This is a genomic window from Mesorhizobium sp. L-2-11, assembly GCF_016756595.1.
Taxonomy (GTDB): domain Bacteria; phylum Pseudomonadota; class Alphaproteobacteria; order Rhizobiales; family Rhizobiaceae; genus Mesorhizobium.
The window spans coordinates 5,786,579-5,804,031 of record NZ_AP023257.1 but is presented as its reverse complement, the minus strand read 5'-3'; the positions used below and the strand labels follow the sequence as shown (position 1 = coordinate 5,804,031).

14 protein-coding genes are annotated in these 17,453 nt (G+C 62.6%); 7 read left to right on the top strand and 7 right to left on the bottom strand.

Annotated elements, in window-relative coordinates:
• Positions 1-140: 140 nt before the first annotated feature.
• Positions 141-1,913 (top strand): AMP-binding protein, encoded by a 1,773-nt coding sequence (locus JG739_RS27670; RefSeq protein ID WP_202364292.1) that lies wholly within the window; start codon positions 141-143, stop codon positions 1,911-1,913.
• 261 nt (positions 1,914-2,174) lie between these two features.
• Positions 2,175-2,648, top strand: a complete 474-nt coding sequence (locus JG739_RS27665; protein WP_202364291.1) for a VOC family protein — start codon at positions 2,175-2,177, stop codon at positions 2,646-2,648.
• Positions 2,649-2,842: 194 nt separating this feature from the next.
• Here the strand turns inward: JG739_RS27665 and JG739_RS27660 are convergent.
• The 6 genes from JG739_RS27660 to JG739_RS27635 all read right to left on the bottom strand — a co-directional run bounded on the left by JG739_RS27660 (position 2,843) and on the right by JG739_RS27635 (position 9,259).
• A protein-coding gene (locus JG739_RS27660) for an IS630 family transposase (RefSeq protein ID WP_446720497.1) occupies positions 2,843-3,786 on the bottom strand; the annotation gives its coding sequence in 2 pieces (ribosomal slippage) (positions 2,843-3,450 and positions 3,450-3,786; 945 coding nt in all).
• A 96-nt stretch (positions 3,787-3,882) separates the two neighbouring features.
• Positions 3,883-4,407 (bottom strand): hypothetical protein, encoded by a 525-nt coding sequence (locus JG739_RS27655; RefSeq protein WP_202364290.1) that lies wholly within the window; start codon positions 4,405-4,407, stop codon positions 3,883-3,885.
• Between the two features lie 385 nt (positions 4,408-4,792).
• On the bottom strand, positions 4,793-6,214 hold the full coding sequence (locus JG739_RS27650; protein WP_202364289.1) for a TRAP transporter large permease: 1,422 nt from the start codon (positions 6,212-6,214) through the stop codon (positions 4,793-4,795).
• Entirely contained in the window at positions 6,211-6,858 is a 648-nt protein-coding gene (locus JG739_RS27645; RefSeq protein WP_202364288.1) for a TRAP transporter small permease subunit, read from the bottom strand. The genes JG739_RS27650 and JG739_RS27645 overlap by 4 nt, the downstream gene beginning before the upstream one ends.
• 70 nt (positions 6,859-6,928) lie before the next feature.
• Positions 6,929-8,059: a TRAP transporter substrate-binding protein gene (locus tag JG739_RS27640; protein WP_202364287.1), complete on the bottom strand. Its 1,131-nt coding sequence runs from the start codon at positions 8,057-8,059 to the stop codon at positions 6,929-6,931.
• Positions 8,060-8,350: 291 nt separating this feature from the next.
• Positions 8,351-9,259 carry a hydrogen peroxide-inducible genes activator gene (locus JG739_RS27635; RefSeq protein WP_202364286.1) on the bottom strand — a complete coding sequence of 303 codons (909 nt, stop codon included), beginning with the start codon at positions 9,257-9,259 and terminating at the stop codon, positions 8,351-8,353.
• Positions 9,260-9,421: 162 nt separating this feature from the next.
• Here JG739_RS27635 and katG point away from each other — a divergent pair, with 162 nt between their 5' ends.
• Positions 9,422-11,617 (top strand): catalase/peroxidase HPI, encoded by a 2,196-nt coding sequence (gene katG, locus JG739_RS27630; RefSeq protein ID WP_202364285.1) that lies wholly within the window; start codon positions 9,422-9,424, stop codon positions 11,615-11,617.
• A 112-nt stretch (positions 11,618-11,729) separates the two neighbouring features.
• Here katG and JG739_RS27625 read toward each other — a convergent pair whose 3' ends face one another.
• On the bottom strand, positions 11,730-12,407 hold the full coding sequence (locus JG739_RS27625) for an MIP/aquaporin family protein (RefSeq protein WP_202364284.1): 678 nt from the start codon (positions 12,405-12,407) through the stop codon (positions 11,730-11,732).
• A 281-nt stretch (positions 12,408-12,688) separates the two neighbouring features.
• Here JG739_RS27625 and JG739_RS27620 point away from each other — a divergent pair, with 281 nt between their 5' ends.
• The 4 genes from JG739_RS27620 to guaA all read left to right on the top strand — a co-directional run bounded on the left by JG739_RS27620 (position 12,689) and on the right by guaA (position 16,819).
• A complete protein-coding gene (locus JG739_RS27620; protein ID WP_202364283.1) occupies positions 12,689-13,978 on the top strand; it encodes an RsmB/NOP family class I SAM-dependent RNA methyltransferase in 1,290 nt (429 codons plus the stop codon).
• A 96-nt stretch (positions 13,979-14,074) separates the two neighbouring features.
• Positions 14,075-14,533, top strand: coding sequence for a PaaI family thioesterase (locus tag JG739_RS27615; protein ID WP_202364282.1), 459 nt, complete (start codon positions 14,075-14,077; stop codon positions 14,531-14,533).
• A gap of 4 nt (positions 14,534-14,537) precedes the next feature.
• A complete protein-coding gene (locus JG739_RS27610; RefSeq protein ID WP_202367671.1) occupies positions 14,538-15,200 on the top strand; it encodes a 5'-methylthioadenosine/S-adenosylhomocysteine nucleosidase in 663 nt (220 codons plus the stop codon).
• A gap of 56 nt (positions 15,201-15,256) precedes the next feature.
• The gene (gene guaA, locus JG739_RS27605) at positions 15,257-16,819 is read left to right on the top strand and encodes a glutamine-hydrolyzing GMP synthase (RefSeq protein WP_202364281.1); all 1,563 of its coding nucleotides are present in this window, start codon (positions 15,257-15,259) and stop codon (positions 16,817-16,819) included.
• Positions 16,820-17,453 lie beyond the last annotated feature (634 nt).

The following is a 17,453-nucleotide window of genomic DNA, read 5'->3' as shown; positions in this document are numbered from 1 at the left end:
CAACGACCCCACCCGTCCATCCGCCTTCGGCGGCTGTCCACCCTCCCCTCAAGGGGGAGGGATTGCGCTCCAGTACCATCAACGGGATTTCCACCACCCCGGCAGGCTGATAGACTCGGTCGCCTGCGGAGGAGACGGCGATGCCGATCAATCTCGACGAGTTGAAGAATGCCACCAACCTGCGCGGCCGCCGCCCGCCCAATGGGGCTACGTTTGTCGCACCAGTCGACGGCAGGGCGCATGTTTCGGGCGAGCGCACCGTGCCGCTGCTGCAGCAGACGATCCCGGCGCTGCTTTCCGACACCGTCAGCAAATACGGCACGCTCGATGCCGCCGTCTTCGTCGACCAGGACAAGCGCTTCACCTGGAGCGAACTTTCAGACACGGTCGACGCGCTGGCCGCAGGCTTCCTGGCGCTCGGCCTGGCAAAAGGCGACCGCGTCGGCATCTGGTCGCCGAACCGCTGGGAATGGCTGGTGACGCAATTCGCCACCGCCCGCATCGGCCTGATCCTGGTCAACATCAACCCGGCTTATCGGCTGACCGAACTCGACTATGCGCTGAACAAGGTCGCTTGCCGAGCGCTGGTCACGGCCGTCAAATTCAAGAGCTCCGACTATCTCGGCATGATCGAGACGCTGGCGCCGGAGATCGCGACGGCAACGCCGGGCGAGCTCGATGCGAAAAAATTGCCGGCGCTGAAAATCGTCATCCGCATGGGCGAGGAACATTCGCCCGGCATGCTCAATTTCACCGACGTGCTGGCGATGGCCGGGCGCGACGAGCATGACAGCCTCGACCGGATCTCCGAGGGACTGAAGCCCGGCGATGCCATCAACATCCAGTTCACCTCAGGCACGACAGGCGCGCCCAAGGGCGCGACGCTGACCCACAACAACATCGTCAACAACGGCAATTTCGTCACCTCGGCGATCAGGCTGACCGTTGACGACCGGCTGTGCATCCCGGTGCCGCTCTATCACTGCTTCGGCATGTCGATGGGCACGATCGGCTGCGTCACCAAGGGCGCGACGATGGTTTTCCCGGGCGAGGGGTTCGATGCCGGCGCCACGCTGAAAGCGGTGGCGGGCGAGCGCTGCACCGGCCTCTATGGCGTGCCGACCATGTTCGTCGGCATGCTCGACCATCCGGATTTCGACACCTTCGATCTCACCAGCCTGCGCACCGGCATCATGGCCGGCTCGCCGTGCCCGATCGAGGTGATGAAGAAGGTGGTGTCGCTGATGCATATGGCACAGGTGACAATCGCCTATGGCATGACCGAGACCAGCCCGGTGTCGTTCCAGAGCAGCGTCGACGACCCGCTGGAAAAGCGCGTCTCGACCGTCGGCCGCGTCCACCCCCATGTCGAGGTCAAGGCGATCGATGCCGATGGCGCGACCGTGGCGGTCGGCGCGCCGGGCGAGCTCTGCACGCGCGGCTATTCGGTGATGAAGGGCTATTGGGACGACGAGGAAAAAACCCGCGAGGCGATTGATCCCGACGGCTGGATGCACACCGGCGACCTCGCCACCATCGACGCCGAGGGTTACTGCAACATCGTCGGCAGGGTCAAGGATATGGTTATCCGCGGCGGCGAGAACGTCTATCCGCGCGAGGTCGAGGAGTTTCTCTACCGCCACCCCAAGGTCAGGGAAGTGCAGGTGTTCGGCATCCCCGATCCGAAATTTGGCGAGGAGCTTTGTGCCTGGATCGTGCTCAAGCCGGGCCAGACCGCCACCGAGCAGGAGATCAAGGCCTTCTGCGCCGGCCAGATCGCCCATTACAAGGTCCCGCGCCACATCCGCTTCCGCAGCGAATTGCCGATGACGGTGACCGGCAAGCCGCAGAAGTTTTTGATGCGCCAGGCGATGGTTGACGAACTGGGGCTGGTGACGCCGAAGACGGCTTGATGCGTCCGCGTCGCGCCAGGGGTCGCAATGTTGGTCCGCCTTGCGGACGCTCGAACATTCCCGACGCATTTCAGGGGCGGACCCTCGCTTGTCGTCCTGAACCGGGCCAAAGCGAACAGCGACGTTAAGGTAAGCTTGCCCCTGCGGGGCGCGACTGACGCGTCCCGGGGTGGAGAAAAGAGGTTGGCCACCTATTTCGGAAGAGGGCGGATGGGGAAACAAGGCCGAAAATCCTGGCCTCAAAGCGAAAGGAACCTGCAAATGGCAAAGAATACGATTTGCCTCTGGTACGATAAGGACGCAGAGGCCGCCGCCCGCTTCTACTCCGAGATCTTTCCTGACAGCGTGGTGGGTGCCGTGCACCGTGCACCCAGTGACTACCCGGCCGGCAAAGAAGGCGACGTGTTGACTGTGGAATTCACAGTCGCGGGCCTTCCTTGTATCGGACTCAATGGAGGTCCCGAGTTCAAGCACAATGAAGCGTTCTCGTTCCAGATCGCCACCGACGATCAGGAGGAGACCGACCGCTATTGGAATGCCATCGTCGGCAATGGCGGTCAGGAGAGCGTGTGCGGCTGGTGCAAAGACAAATGGGGGATTTCCTGGCAAATCATTCCGCGCGTGCTGACTGACGCAATGGCGGCTGGCGGCGACGAAGCAAAGCGCGCGTTTGATGCGATGATGACCATGGTGAAAATCGACGTCGCCGCGATCGAGGCGGCGCGACGCGGTTGACGCTCCATCGCCTCTTGCGGCCAAATTGCTGCCAGAGCTCAGCTCGCCACCCAGTGCGGCCGTCCGCCCGTGCCTTCGATTTCCACGGTCAGCTGGCTCTGAGCGGGCATGTCGCGGGCGATCAAAGCGACGTTCGCACACGAAGCGCACACTTCAATCCGACTGTGCCAGCTCGGTGCTAGAGCGGGATGAGATTACCTGCGGTCATAGCCTGAGTTTGCGAAGTAATTTGAGCACTCGAGCGGTGTGACGCGGTTGAGAATCTGGCCGATGGCGTTGCAGACCGTTTCAACGGTGCGCTTTGCGGCCTTTCGCAGCCAGTGCTTGAGCTTGGCGAAGAGCTGTTCGATCGGATTGAGGTCAGGCGAGTATTTCGGCAGGAAGAAGAGCCTCGCGCCGGCCTTTCGGATGGCGCGACGCACGGCCTTGCCTTTGTGGCTGCCGAGATTGTCCATCACAACGATGTCGCCCGGCTGGAGAGTGGGCACGAGAACCTTCTCGACATAGAGGAGGAACCTCTCGCCGTTGATCGGCCCGTCGATGAGCCAGGGCGCTTCGACGCGATCATGACGCAGCGCAGCCAGAAAGGTCATTGTCTTCCAGTGGCCATTGGGAACTTTGGCCTTGATCCGCTGTCCGACCGGTGCCCAACCCCTGAGCGGGGCCATGTTGGTCTTGGTCCAGGTCTCGTCGATGAACACCAGGCGGGCGGGGTCGATCCGGTCCTGATACAGAACCCATTGCCTCCGTCGGCGCGCAACATCGGGACGATCTTGCTCGGCGGCGATCAGCGTCTTTTTTTGTGAGACAGCTTCTCGGCGTGCACGAACTCCCACACCGAGCGGTAGTCAACCTTCAGGCCACGCTCGCCAAGTTCGGCCACAAGCCCGCGCAAGGTGAAGTCCTTCTCCCGGCAGCGCTCGACAAGCCAGTCGCGCCACGCTCCCGATATCTTCTTCGGCTTGTAGCCGCCCACTTGGCGGGGCGCCACGCTCCCCGTCTGTTCCACCCGCTTCAGCCACTCGATCGCCGCGCTGTAGCTGACGCCAAATCGAGCAGCCGCCGCGCGCCGCGAAAGCCCTTCAACCTTGACCGCCGCAACAACCCGTTCGCGCAGGTCCATTGAATATCCAACCATCAATGCTGGCCTCCTGCCCAGCAGCAAGGTTGAATCAGATCATCGCTGATTTGGGAATCCCACGACTCCCATAAATCTCATCCCGCTCTAACAAGGCTAAACCGCCGGTCCTTCGAGCCCGCTTCTCTCGTGCGAATTCCACAGGTACCAGCCGAGGACGGTACCGAAGAAGAATGTGTGGGCAATGAACTGCACGACCGGGCTTGCTTGCAGGAACCAAGGGAATGCGATCGGCGCGATCACATAGAAATTGACGAGCCACAAGGCGAGGCCAAAGATGCTGCCGACAACAATGAAGGTGGCTTGCCCGCGCAGCATTGCGGCAATCTCCCCGAACACGATCCCATAGGCGATGGCCAGGATTAAATGCACGATCACCCCGGCGATGCCGGCCGTCAGGAGCGGGTAGCCGGGATCGAGAGCTTCCGGTCCAAGCGCGATGGCGCCGATCATGCGCAGGGGCATGAAGAACGCTTCCGCCCCCATCGTGAACGCACTCGCCGCCATTTCGAACGCCGCAAAGACGATGCCTGCAACGATGCCAGCGACAGCCCCCTGCTGCAGTCCCCATCGGATGTCGCGCGGCGTCACCGGCGTATGGATGTAATCACGGTAAGCCATAACACTGCTCCCTGTTCTGGACGCAGATTCCTCCGTAAAATCAATGCCGGGAACGCGTCGGCGGTTACGGACGTCCGGTACACTTCACGAGGATTTGATTGAATTGATGTTCCTCAGGCTGAGCTGACGGCTCGGCCCTTTGCTCGCATCAACGCTGCAGCCATGCAGCTTCCCGCGACCTGGCGCTTACCTCGCACGAGACCTCAGTTGGCTCCAAAGATCGTAGCCCGCAAGGAGCACGCCGATGCCGACCGCAACGCCTAGATCGGGGTGTGGGACGAATCGGATTACGACGCCGAAAAACGCCAGAAAGACAATAAACGCCAAAGCGGCCAGCAAGCGGCTCAAATTCATCTGTTGTCCCCCACTCGCCGCAGCATCACTGTCAGCCCCCGTAGATCAGGTTGGGCAGCCCGTAGACGATCTGCGGGAAAATGTAGATGATGACCATGCACAGGATGACGATCAGCATATAAGGCATCATCCCTCGGAAAATATCCGAAAGCTGAACATGCGGCGGCGAAATGCCCTTGAGGTAATAGGCCGACATCGCCATGGGCGGCGACAGAAAGGCCGTCTGTAGGTTGACTGCGACGAGCACGCCGAAAAACAGCGGGTCGATCTCGAAATGCGCCAACAGCGGCAAAAAGATCGGAACGAAGATCACGATAATCTCCGTCCATTCCAGCGGCCAGCCCAGGATGAAGATGATGATCTGGGCGACGATCAGAAACATCAGCGGCGACATGTCGAGGCCGGTGACGAAATCGCTGATCAGTTGCTGGCCTCCCAGATAGGCAAAGACCGAGGCGAAGGTCGCGGAGCCGACGAACAGCCAGCACACCATCGCGGTCGTGCGCGCCGTCAAGTAGACGGACTCCTTCAGGCGTTGCCAAGTCAGAGCCCGGTAGGCGGCGGCCAGCACGACGCCGCCGAGCGCGCCGATGGCGGCAGCCTCCGAGGGCGTGGCAAGGCCGAACAGGATAGCGCCGAGCACCGCGAGGATCAGGGCCGCCAGGGGTACGAAGGAGGTCAGCAGCATCCAGCTGATTTGCAGGACCGAATAGTGCCCTACCTCGTCTTGGGTCGGCTTCGGCGCCACCTGTGGCTGCAGCACCGCCATCGTCACCACATAGATCAGATAAAGGCCGGCAAGCAGCAGTCCCGGAAGCAGGGCTGCCGCATACATGCGGACCACCGACACACCCGCCGTCGCGCCATAGACGATGAGCAGAATCGACGGCGGAATGAGGATGCCGAGGGTTCCGCCCGCGCAGATCACTCCCGAGGCATATCTGACGTCGTAACGCGCCTTCAGCATGGCGGGAAACGCCAGCAGGCCCATGAGTGTCACGACCGCGCCGACAATGCCTGTGGCCGTAGCGAAAAGGGTGCAGGTGATGAGGGCAGCCACCGCCATGGAGCCAGGAACGTGCCGGGTAGCGATGAAGAGGGTGCCGAAAAGGCGCTCGATGATATTGGCCCGCTCGACGATGTAGCCCATGAACAGGAACAGCGGGATAGCGGTCAGCACGTCGTTCGAAATCACTGAATAAGTCTGATTCACGAACAGATCGAAAATGCGGTTGTTGAAGAAGCCGCCGATCCAATGCTCCGCAAGCGTCCAGCCGTCGGCACCATCCTCAACCGCGCGTTCGTAGGCGCGCCACATCCGCCCCGGATTTAAATAAGCGTAGTAGCCAAAGGCGACCCCGAGCGCCATCAAAGTGAACGCGACCGGGAAGCCAAGGAAGATCGCCAGAAGCAGAATGAGCAGCATCGCGACGGCGACCTGAGGATCGCTCATCTGTCTTCTCCGTCGCCGTCGGGTCGACTGTCGGGGTGGAGGAACGGGAGGTCGACTGCCTCCGAACCGTGATGCAGAACATCGAGCGTCTTGGCTTCCATCAGCACCTTCTCGGTCTCTTCCACGTCTTCAGCCGCGCGCGGCCATGTTCCGCTTCGAAGACAGACGACGCAGCGGAACACCTGGGCAATCCCCTGCACGAAGAGCAGGATGCCCGCCGCCACGATGACCGCCTTGAACTGGAAGATCGGAATCCCGGCCGGACTGTTCGAGCTTACCTCGAGATAGCGGAAGCTGCGAGCGGCATACTTCCAGCCGGCCAGAACCAGCGCCATGACGCCTGGGAAGAAGAAGATGAAGTAGAGCACGAGTTCGACCGCCGCTTGCACGCGCGGCCGCCACAGACGGTAAATGAAATCGCCGCGCACATGCCCGTCCCGCGACAAGGTATAGGCGCCGGCCATCATGAACATGGTGCCGTAGAGCATGTAGCTGAGGTCGAATGCCCACGCGGTCGGCGCGCTGAACAGGTATCGCACGACAACTTCATAGCTCACGGCAAGCGTCATGATGACGACGCTCCAGGCGAACACCTTGCCAAACCATGCCGAAAGTTCATCGGCGAATGCAATGTAACGGAGCATGTGCAGGGTTCCCGTCGGGTGCAATCCGGCGGCCCGCAGGACCGCCGGATTGCCAAAGCGGAGGCGCGAATTAGAGCTTCAGCTTGCCTGGGAAGTAATGTTCGTATGCCAGTGTCAGGTCGGCTGAATTCATAAGCTCGTAGTAGACAACGCGTTCGACCCATTGGCGCTGGCTATCGAGCACCCGCTTCATGAACTCATCCGCCTCCAGCGTCGGGAGGATCTTGTCCCAAGCCTGGAGTTGTGCGTCGAGAATCTCCTTGGAGGTGCGGTGCACGGTGACACCGTGCTCGGTTTGCAGTTTCTGCAGGTCGGCCGAATAGTTGTCGAGGGCCACTGCGGTGGTCGCGGTGCTGGCCGCTTCCACGCCATATTCGAGAATAGCCTTCAAATCGTCGTCGAGGTCGTCGAATACGTCCTTGTTGAACAGGAATTCGAACGACTCGCTCGCCTGATGGTAGGACGACAGGATGTAGTGCTTGGCGACGTCCTGCGAACCGAAGCGAAGGTCGGATGACGGATTGTTGAATTCGAAGGCGTCGATAACCCCGCGCTCCATGGCCGGCACGATTTCACCGCCGGGCAGCTGCGCCACGCTGAGGCCGAGGTTCTGCATGAGATCGGCGGCAAGACCCACCGTCCGATACTTGAATCCCTGCAGTTCAGCGGTTTTCGTGACAGGATTCTTGAACCAGCCGAACGGCTGCGCCGGCATCGGGAAGCCATAGAAGCCGACGACATTGAGGCCCATGATCTCCTGCGTCAGCTCGCGGTAGAGATCCTTGCCGCCGCCCTGGTGGAACCAGGCGAGCATGGTGGTGGCGCTGCCGCCAAACACGGGGCCGGTTCCGAAAAGCGACGCGGCCTTGTGCTTGCCGTACCAGTAGACGGGGACGGTATGCGCGGCGTCGATGACGCCGTCATTGACGCCATCCAGTACCTGGAACGCGCCGACGACCGCACCCGCGGGCAGGAGCTCGAACTTCAGCCGGCCGCCCGACATCTTTTCGACGCGCTCGATGTATAGCCGCGCGAAATCCATCCAGATGTCCGAAGCAGGCCAGGAGGTCTGCATCTTGATGGTGACCGGCGCCTGCGCCAGTACGGCCGGGGCCGAGAGCGTCGTCGCTGCAGCCGCGCCGGCGGTGATGGCGGTGGACTTTTCCAGGAACCCGCGACGCGAGATCTTCTTGTCGGACATTTACTCCTCCCAGTGTTGTAAACGCTTCTGCCACAACCAGAATATGCGAACTCGCCCCTTGCGCAACCAGTTTCGCTGCCGGTGGCATCGAGCATCGGCGTTCGGTCTGGCACAAGCGCCAATATGTTTCCGCATTCGGCGATTTTTGTAGTCGGGCGTATCCTTGTTCTGGCCTCCATAACGAATGTAGCACTGCTGCGCGGCATGCCAAGGCGGTGGTAACGTCCCCAGGGTTGGCCGTCCGCGCAAGAGACTGAGGTCAATCGGACTCTCTGACCAACATCCTCCACCTCAGGCCGCCAGCACCGCTGCGTTCAGCCCGCGAATAATCTTGGCCAGTTCGACGCATTCGTCATGCCGCACCTTATTGCGTCGCCAGGCGAGGCAGATCGTGCGCTGCGGCATCGGCTCCTGGAACGGCACGATCTTCAAATCGCGCAGGGCGCTGGCCGGCCCTGCCGCCATTTCCGGGATAAGCGTGACGCCGAGCCCGTGCGCCACCATCTGCAGCAGCGTCGTCAGGCTGGTCGCGCCATAGCTCGCCATTGCCACCGGCCGCACGCTGCCGCAGACGGCAAGCGCCTGTTCACGCAGGCAGTGGCCTTCTTCCAGCAGCATCAGCCTTTCCAAAGCCGGGCTTTCCGGCGGCACCGGCGGCGAGGCAAAGGCGGGATCGCCCGCCGGCACGGCAAGGAAGAACCGGTCGCAGAAAAGCGGCTCGGTGATCAGCCCGGACTGATCGAGGGGAAGGGCCGCGATGAAGGCGTCGAGCTTTCCCAGGGCGGTGTCCTCGACCAGCGAGGCGGTCACCGCTTCACGCAATTCGAGCTGCAAGGCCGGGAAATGCCGTTTCAGCTCCGGCAGCACATGCGGCAGCAGATAGGGCGCCACCGTCGGGATGATGCCGAGCCGGAAACGCCCTTCCATGGCGGGGCGGCCACGCCGGGCCGTGGTCTCGATCTCGCGGATGTCGGCAAGAATGCGCTCGATACGCGGCAGCATGGCCAGTGCCTCCTCGGTCATCCGAACCGATTTGCCGCCGCGCTCGAACAGCCGGCAATTCAGCCGCAGCTCCATCTCGGCGATCTGCGAGGACAGCGCCGGCTGGCTGACGCCGGCGAGCTCCGCGGCGCGGCCGAAATGCAGCGTCTGCGCTAGTGCCTCGAAATATTGCATCTGCCGGACGGTGAGACCAATCATAAGGAAAACCTATCGCAACAAACAGGAAAGGCAATTTGTTTTTATCGGCAATGCGGCCTAGTCTGGAACCATTCCAGAATGGCGTGGCTCAGGGCCCGTCCGGAAAATCAACAAATCCCCGGAAAATCAACAATCCCGGAAAACGACAAATCGGAGAGAACGATGGACGCAAAGACCGATGACACCAGCGCGGGAAAATGCCCGGTCGTGCACACGACAATCGCCAGGGCCAATCGTGACTGGTGGCCGAACCAGCTGAATGTGCAGGTACTCCACCAGCAATCCGCACTGTCCGATCCGATGGGCGAGGCGTTCGACTACGCCAAGGAATTCAAGAGTCTCGATCTGAACGCCGTGATCAAGGACCTGCATGCCCTGATGACGGACTCGCAGGAGTGGTGGCCGGCCGACTTTGGCCATTACGGGCCGCTGTTCATCCGCATGGCCTGGCACAGCGCCGGCACCTATCGCATCGGCGACGGCCGTGGCGGTGCCGGAGCCGGCCAGCAGCGCTTCGCGCCGCTCAACAGCTGGCCGGACAATGTCAACCTCGACAAGGCCCGCCGGCTGCTGTGGCCGATCAAGCAGAAATACGGCTGCAAGATCTCCTGGGCCGACTTGATGATTCTCACCGGCAACGTCGCCCTGGAATCGATGGGCTTCAAGACCTTCGGTTTTGCCGGCGGGCGCGCCGACGTCTGGGAGCCCGAACAGGACATCTACTGGGGCCCCGAAGGCAAGTGGCTGGCCGACGAGCGCTACAGTGGCGACCGTGATCTGCAGAACCCTCTCGCAGCCGTGCAGATGGGCCTGATCTACGTCAACCCGGAAGGGCCGAACGGCAATCCGGACCCGTTGGCCGCGGCGCGCGATATCCGCGAAACCTTCGCGCGCATGGCCATGAACGACGAGGAAACCGTCGCGCTCATCGCCGGCGGACACACCTTCGGCAAGACCCACGGCGCCGGCGATGCGACGCTGGTAGGCCCCGAGCCGGAAGCAGCCGGCATCGAAGAGCAGGGCCTTGGCTGGGCGAGCACGTTTGGCACCGGCAAAGGCGGTGATGCGATCGGCAGCGGCCTGGAAGTGACGTGGACCACGACGCCGACGAAATGGGGCAACAACTTCTTCGACAATTTGTTCGGCTTCGAATGGGAGCTGACCAAGAGCCCGGCCGGCGCGCACCAATGGACGCCGAAGGGCGGCGCCGGCGCGGACACCGTGCCCGATGCCCACAACCCGGCAAAGCGCCACGCGCCTTCGATGCTGACCACCGACCTCGCTCTGCGGTTCGATCCTGCCTACGAAAAGATCTCGCGGCGCTTCCATCAGAATCCGGACCAGTTCGCCGATGCCTTCGCCCGCGCGTGGTACAAACTGACCCACCGCGACATGGGCCCGCTCGTGCGCTATCTCGGCCCGCTCGTTCCCAAGGAAGAGCTGCCGTGGCAGGATCCCATCCCGGCGGTCGACCATGTGCTGGTCGATGAGCTGGACGTGGCCGCCCTGAAGGCGAAGATCCTCGCCTCCGGCCTGTCGGTGCCGCAACTGGTGTCGACGGCCTGGGCGTCCGCCTCGACCTTCCGCGGCTCCGACAAGCGCGGTGGCGCCAACGGCGCGCGCATTCGCCTGGCGCCGCAGAAGGACTGGGACGTCAACCAGCCGGCCCAGTTGGCGAAGGTGCTGGAGAAGCTCGAAGCGATCCGCAAGGAGTTCAATGCTTCGCAGTCCGGCGACAAGAAAGTCTCGCTCGCCGACCTGATCGTCATTGGCGGCGGCGCCGCTATCGAAAAGGCCGCGAAGGACGCCGGCAACGACGTGAAGGTTCCGTTCACGCCGGGCCGCATGGATGCGTCGCAGGAGCAGACCGACGTCGACTCCTTCGCCCCGCTCGAACCGACCGCCGACGGTTTCCGCAACTATCTCAGCGGCCCGCTGCGCTTGTCGCCCGAGGAGGCGCTGGTCGACCGGGCGCAATTGCTGACGCTGACGGCGCCGGAGATGACGGTCCTCGTCGGTGGCCTGCGCGTGCTCGGCGCAAATGCCGAGCAGTCAACGCACGGCGTCTTCACCAAGCGGCCCGAGACGCTGACCAACGACTTCTTCGTCAACCTGCTCGACATGGGCACGGTGTGGAAGGCGACATCGGACGCCAAGGAATTGTTCGAAGGACGCGACCGGGCGACAGGCGAGCTCAAGTGGAGCGGCACCCGCGTCGACCTCATCTTCGGTTCGCATTCCCAGCTACGCGCGCTGGCCGAAGTCTATGCGACTGCCGACGCCAAGGAGAAATTTGTGAACGACTTCGTGGCGGCGTGGAACAAGGTGATGGACGCCGATCGCTTCGAACTCGTCTGATCGGCGCCATGGCCCGAAGCGGGATAGCTTCCCGCCTGCGGTAAGCTTCTTAAGTCTCAACAAGAAAGGCGCGGGCCAGACCCGCGCCTTGCTTGATTCAGCCCTTCGATTGTCAGTCCTTTTCGAAGATACGGGTCTTGGCGACCAGGCCGGCGATGGCGCCGCCGATCAGCGGTGCGACGATGAACAGCCAGAGCTGGCCGATCGCCGCACTGCCCGAAAACAGCGCCGGGCCGATCGAGCGGGCCGGATTGAGCGATGTGCCGGTCACCGGAATGATGGCGAAGTGCAGTCCCGCCAGCGTCAGGCCGATGACGAGGCCGGCAAAGGCCGTCGTGTGGCTGCCGCTGGTGACGCCGAGGATTACCGTGACAAAGGTGAAGGTTCCGATCAGCTCCCACAGGAACGCCGAGCTGACGCCCCACTTCGTCGCATCCCAGCCATTGGCGCCGAAGCCGCCGGTATGGCCGCCGACCTGCCCGGAGACGATGATCCACAGCGCCAGCGACGCAATGATTGCGCCAATGACCTGCGCGATCCAATATGGGATGACGTCCTTGGCCTCCATTCGGCCGGCGAGGAACACTCCGAGCGTCACCGCCGGGTTGAGATGTGCGCCCGAGATCGGGCCGATCGCATAAGCCGCCGCGATCAGGCCGATGCCGAATGCCAGACCGATGCCTTCCTGGCCGAGCGGCAGCGCGCCGCCGAAGCCGCCCGTCACCACCGAAGCCGTGCCGATGAACACCAGTAGAAATGTGCCTAGAACTTCCGCCAGATAAGTTTTCATTGCCCTCTCCTTGTAATTTCCCGTCGATCCGCTTGCAGTTCTTGGCGAATCACGCAGCGGAAGACTATCGCAACTTCAAAAGTTTGAAAGCACAGCAATGCGAGGGTCGCCGATGCCAACAGAGCTGCGTTCGATCCGCACTCTCACAGGCTAAGGGCGAGGGGCAGCGCAAACCGGAAGCGGCTGCCCTCTGCCTCCAGGACTCTCCGCGCTTGTGTGCGCCGGTCGCGCGCTTTAGAGCAGGGCCCCGGAATTGATTTGCTGAGTAACGGAATAACAAGATGCGACTGGGCGGACGGCTGGCAGCGGCTATCGAAGTGCTGGAGGATATCGGCCGGCGGCACCGGCCGGTCGCCGATGCGCTGAAGGATTGGGGCCTGTCGCACCGCTTCGCCGGCGGCGGCGATCGCGCCGCGATCGGCAATATCGTCTACGACGCGCTGCGGCGAAAGCGCTCGGCCGGCTGGCTGTTGGGCGAAGATACGCCGCGCGCCATCGGTTTTGGCGCGCTGCTGCTTGAATGGAACCAGACGGCGCAGTCGTTGAACGAAGCGCTCGACGGTGACAAGTTTGCGCCGCCGCTGTTGAACGACGACAAACTGAAGGCCATCGCTGACCGCCGGCTCGACGCTGCGCCGCCGGCGGTGCGCGCCGATATTCCGGATTGGTGCGAACCGCTTTTCGAGCGGGCCTTCGGTGCCAGTTGGGTCGATGAAGGTGCGGCGCTGGCGACCCGCCCGCCGCTCGACCTCAGGGTCAACACGCTGAAGGCCGATGGCAACAAGGTGCTCGCCGAACTGGCCGACACCGGCGCCAGGGCTGCACGAATTGCACCGCACGGCATCCGCATCCCGCCGATCGCGGGCGACGGCAGGCACCCGAACGTGCAGGCCGAACCGGCCTTCCAGAAAGGCTGGTTCGAGGTTCAGGACGAAGGCTCGCAGATTGCCGCCACGCTGGCTGGCGCCGAGGCAGGGATGCAGGTCCTCGACTTTTGCGCCGGAGCCGGCGGCAAGACGCTGGCCCTGTCGGCGGCGATGGACAATCGCGGCCAGGTGTTTGCCCATGATTCCGAAAAAGCGCGGCTGGCGCCGATCTTCGACCGCATCCGCCGCTCGGAGAACCGCAACGTGCAAATCGTCACAAAGCCGACGGAACTCAGCCCCCTCGCGGGCCACATGGACATCGTCGTGGTCGACGCCCCCTGCACCGGCAGCGGCACCTGGCGGCGCCGGCCCGATGCCAAATGGCGGCTGACGCAGAAGCAGCTCGATGCGCGCAAGGGCGAGCAATCGGCGATCCTCGACGCAGCCAAGACCTTCGTCAAACCGGGCGGGCTGCTGGTCTACATCACCTGCTCGGTGTTCGACGAGGAGAACGGCGAGCAGGTCGCTGCCTTCCTGGATCGCAACGGCGGCTTTGTCCCGGTCGATCATCGCCAGCTCTGGAACAGCCGCTTTCCCGGCCACGAGACGGCCGTGCGCATCGGCGCCTCGGGAGGCATTTCGCTGTCGCCAGCCCTGAGCGGTACCGATGGGTTTTATGTCTGTGCGCTGCGCAAGGGTGGCTGAACCTTGCCGGCGGAACTATTGCTGCAGTGCAGCAATAGCGATTGCCTGCCGCTCATGCCTCTGCAATAAGCTTTTCTGACAGGAGCGTGACAAGCCATGGCAGCAGAGATCGTACCCGCCCCGAACTATGAGGACCGCGTCAGGACGTCCTTTGCGCGCCAGAACGCCATGGCCACCATCGGCGCCGAGCTGACGCTGGTGACGCCCGGCATAATCGAGATCGAGATGCCCTATTCGGCGGCGCTGACCCAGCAGCATGGCTTTCTTCATGCCGGCGTCATCTCGACGGCGCTGGACTCTGCCTGCGGCTATGCGGCGTTTTCGCTGATGCCGGAAAGCTCCAGTGTGCTGACCATCGAGTTCAAGGTCAATCTGCTGGCGCCGGGCCGGGGCGAGCGTTTTCTGTTCCGCGGCTCGGTGACCAAGCCCGGCCGCACCATCATCGTCGCCGACGGCCAGGCCTATGCCTTTGCCGTCGATGGCGAGGCCAAGCTGATCGCCACCATGACCGGAACGATGATGACGGTGGTCGGTCGCGATGGCATTGAAGGCTGATCCGATGCGCAAGGCCGTCAGAATTGCCGGCAGGGACGTCCTCTTCGTGATGGCGGCGCAGGTCGAATACGGGCCGCATCTGCAGCGGCTGTTCACGCCTGTCATGACAGGGGTGGGTCCGGTCGAAGCGGGTGTCACGCTGGGCGCGGAACTGTCATGGCTCAAATCTGAAAAGGCGCTGCCGGACCTCGTCGTGTCGCTCGGCTCGGCCGGCAGCCGGACTCTGGAACAGACGGAGATCTACCAGGCCGTTTCTGTCGCCTACCGCGACATCGACGCCTCGCCATTGGGCTTCGAGAAGGGCGCGACGCCGTTTCTCGACCTGCCAGTGACCGTGCCGCTGCCGTTCAGGATTCCAGGCATAAGAGAGGCGACGCTGTCGACCGGCGCGGCGATCATTTCCGGCAGCGCCTATGATGCGATTGGCGAGGACATGGTCGACATGGAGACTTTTGCCTGCCTGCGAGCCTGCCAATTGTTTGGCGTGCCGCTCGTCGGGCTGCGCGGCATTTCCGACGGGGCTGCCGATCTCAGGCATGTCGACGACTGGAAGGAGTATCTCCATGTCATCGACAAGAAGCTGGCGGATGCGGTGACGCGGCTGGAACAGGCGATCGGCTCCGGTGCGCTGCAGTTTGGACCATCGCATGGCGCGGAAACGGAGTGACAGAGACGCATTCGCAACCCATTGCGCCGACTCGTTTCTTTCTCTAAACGCTCGCCATGAAGATAGCCAATCATCCCGACACCGTCCTGATTGTCGATTTCGGCAGCCAGTTCACGCAGCTCATCGCCAGGCGCATCCGCGAGGCCGGCGTGTTTTCCGAGATCGTGCCGTTCCAGTCGGCCGAAGCGGCGTTCAGGCGCATCAATCCGAAGGCGGTGGTTCTCTCCGGCGGCCCGGCCTCGACCGGCGACATCGGCAGCCCGCGCGCGCCGCAGATCGTCTTTGACGCCGGTGTGCCGGTGCTTGGCATCTGCTACGGCCAGATGGCCATGTGCGTGCAGATGGGCGGCGTCGCCGAAAGCTCCGACCATCGCGAATTCGGCCGTGCCTTCGTCGAGATCCAGAAGGACAGCCCGCTGTTCGAGGGCCTGTGGGCGCCGGGCCAGCGCCACCAGGTGTGGATGAGCCACGGCGACCGCGTCATCTCGCTGCCCAAGGGATTCGAGGTGTTCGGAAAATCGGAAGGCTCGCCCTTCGCCATCTTCGGCAATGTCGAACGCAAGATGTATGGCATCATGTTCCACCCCGAAGTGGTGCACACGCCGGACGGCGCGCGGCTGCTGCAAAACTTCGTCCACAAGATCGCCGGGATCGAAGGCGACTGGACGATGCGCGCCTACCGCGAGCACGCGGTCGAGACGATCCGCAAGCAGGTCGGCAAGGGCAAGGTCATCTGCGCGCTTTCGGGCGGCGTCGATTCCTCGGTCGCAGCACTGCTGATCCATGAGGCGGTCGGCGATCAGCTCACCTGCATCCTTGTCGACCACGGGCTGATGCGCAAGGACGAGGCATCAGGCGTGGTCGAGATGTTTCGCCAGCACTACAATCTGCCGCTCATCCTGGTCGATGCTTCGGATCGTTTTATCGGCGCGCTCGAAGGCGAGTCGGACCCGGAAAAGAAGCGCAAGACCATCGGCCGGCTGTTCATCGAGGTGTTCGAGGAAGAGGCCGAGAAGCTCGGCGGCGCCGATTTCCTGGCGCAAGGCACGCTCTATCCCGACGTCATCGAAAGCGTCTCCTTCACCGGCGGCCCGTCGGTGACCATCAAGTCGCACCACAATGTCGGCGGCCTGCCCGAGCGCATGAACATGCAGCTGGTCGAGCCGCTGCGCGAGCTGTTCAAGGATGAGGTCAGGGTGCTCGGCAAGGAACTCGGCCTACCCGACAGCTTCATCGGCCGGCACCCGTTTCCCGGACCCGGTCTTGCCATCCGCTGCCCGGGCGGCATCACCCGCGAAAAGCTGGAGATCCTGCGTGAGGCCGATGCCATCTATCTCGACGAGATCCGCAAGGCCGGCCTCTACGACGCCATCTGGCAGGCCTTCGCCGTGCTGCTGCCGGTGCAGACCGTCGGCGTCATGGGTGATGGCCGCACCTATGAATTCGTCTGCGCGCTGCGCGCCGTCACCTCGGTCGACGGCATGACGGCGGATTTCTACCACTACGACATGGCGTTCCTCGGCGCCGCCGCCACCCGCATCATCAACGAGGTGCGCGGCATCAATCGCGTCGTCTACGACGTGACGAGCAAACCGCCGGGCACAATCGAGTGGGAGTGAGGGAAACGGCGATGATAGGCGGCTCTAGCGTAGTATTTCGCAAAAAATACAATGATTTGCGGGCAGGGCAGACTGCTAGCCAAGGCACATTATCAATGGAATTGACAAATCTATCAAGTCATTGAAATCGTTAAGTTTATCGGAGCGCCTGGCGCGGCTCGCAGCTTGTAGCAGATCACTCTGACGGTACTTTTGACGGTGTTTTTCGTATCCGACAGAGCATTCTAAAAAGTACCGTCATTCGTTTAGGGTTTGACGGTACTTTTCTGTGTGTCAACGCTTTGAAATATACAACGAAAACGCCCCGTAGCATGACATTTCCGCGCTGACGGTACTTTAGTTATCGACATACATAGTTTTCAGCTTTGGCTGCGGTACCGATCGATGTTCCGGACCCGATCGCATATCGTCGGATGGCACCGTCGCATCACCTATCAAATGTTGTCGCGACTGCTGCCGGATCTGCGATGGAGAGAAGCGTCGACCGCATCCAGGCGGGAGCTTGGACCGCGGTAGTGCGAGCGTCTTTTTATCGTTGGGAGAAAGATGAGGTGCCGCGATCTGTGCAAGCTCGGCCGCGCGCGCCGGCCCAATATGACGAAGCGCCTGGACGACGGTCCCGGCCAAGCTGCCC

Coding starts and splice junctions, on each gene's coding strand:
- JG739_RS27670 (WP_202364292.1), top strand. CDS start 141: ATGCCGATCAATCTCGACGAGTTGAAGAATGCCACCAACCTGCGCGGC.
- JG739_RS27665 (WP_202364291.1), top strand. CDS start 2,175: ATGGCAAAGAATACGATTTGCCTCTGGTACGATAAGGACGCAGAGGCC.
- JG739_RS27655 (WP_202364290.1), bottom strand. CDS start 4,407: ATGGCTTACCGTGATTACATCCATACGCCGGTGACGCCGCGCGACATC.
- JG739_RS27650 (WP_202364289.1), bottom strand. CDS start 6,214: ATGAGCGATCCTCAGGTCGCCGTCGCGATGCTGCTCATTCTGCTTCTG.
- JG739_RS27645 (WP_202364288.1), bottom strand. CDS start 6,858: ATGCTCCGTTACATTGCATTCGCCGATGAACTTTCGGCATGGTTTGGC.
- JG739_RS27640 (WP_202364287.1), bottom strand. CDS start 8,059: ATGTCCGACAAGAAGATCTCGCGTCGCGGGTTCCTGGAAAAGTCCACC.
- JG739_RS27635 (WP_202364286.1), bottom strand. CDS start 9,259: ATGATTGGTCTCACCGTCCGGCAGATGCAATATTTCGAGGCACTAGCG.
- katG (WP_202364285.1), top strand. CDS start 9,422: ATGGACGCAAAGACCGATGACACCAGCGCGGGAAAATGCCCGGTCGTG.
- JG739_RS27625 (WP_202364284.1), bottom strand. CDS start 12,407: ATGAAAACTTATCTGGCGGAAGTTCTAGGCACATTTCTACTGGTGTTC.
- JG739_RS27620 (WP_202364283.1), top strand. CDS start 12,689: ATGCGACTGGGCGGACGGCTGGCAGCGGCTATCGAAGTGCTGGAGGAT.
- JG739_RS27615 (WP_202364282.1), top strand. CDS start 14,075: ATGGCAGCAGAGATCGTACCCGCCCCGAACTATGAGGACCGCGTCAGG.
- JG739_RS27610 (WP_202367671.1), top strand. CDS start 14,538: ATGCGCAAGGCCGTCAGAATTGCCGGCAGGGACGTCCTCTTCGTGATG.
- guaA (WP_202364281.1), top strand. CDS start 15,257: ATGAAGATAGCCAATCATCCCGACACCGTCCTGATTGTCGATTTCGGC.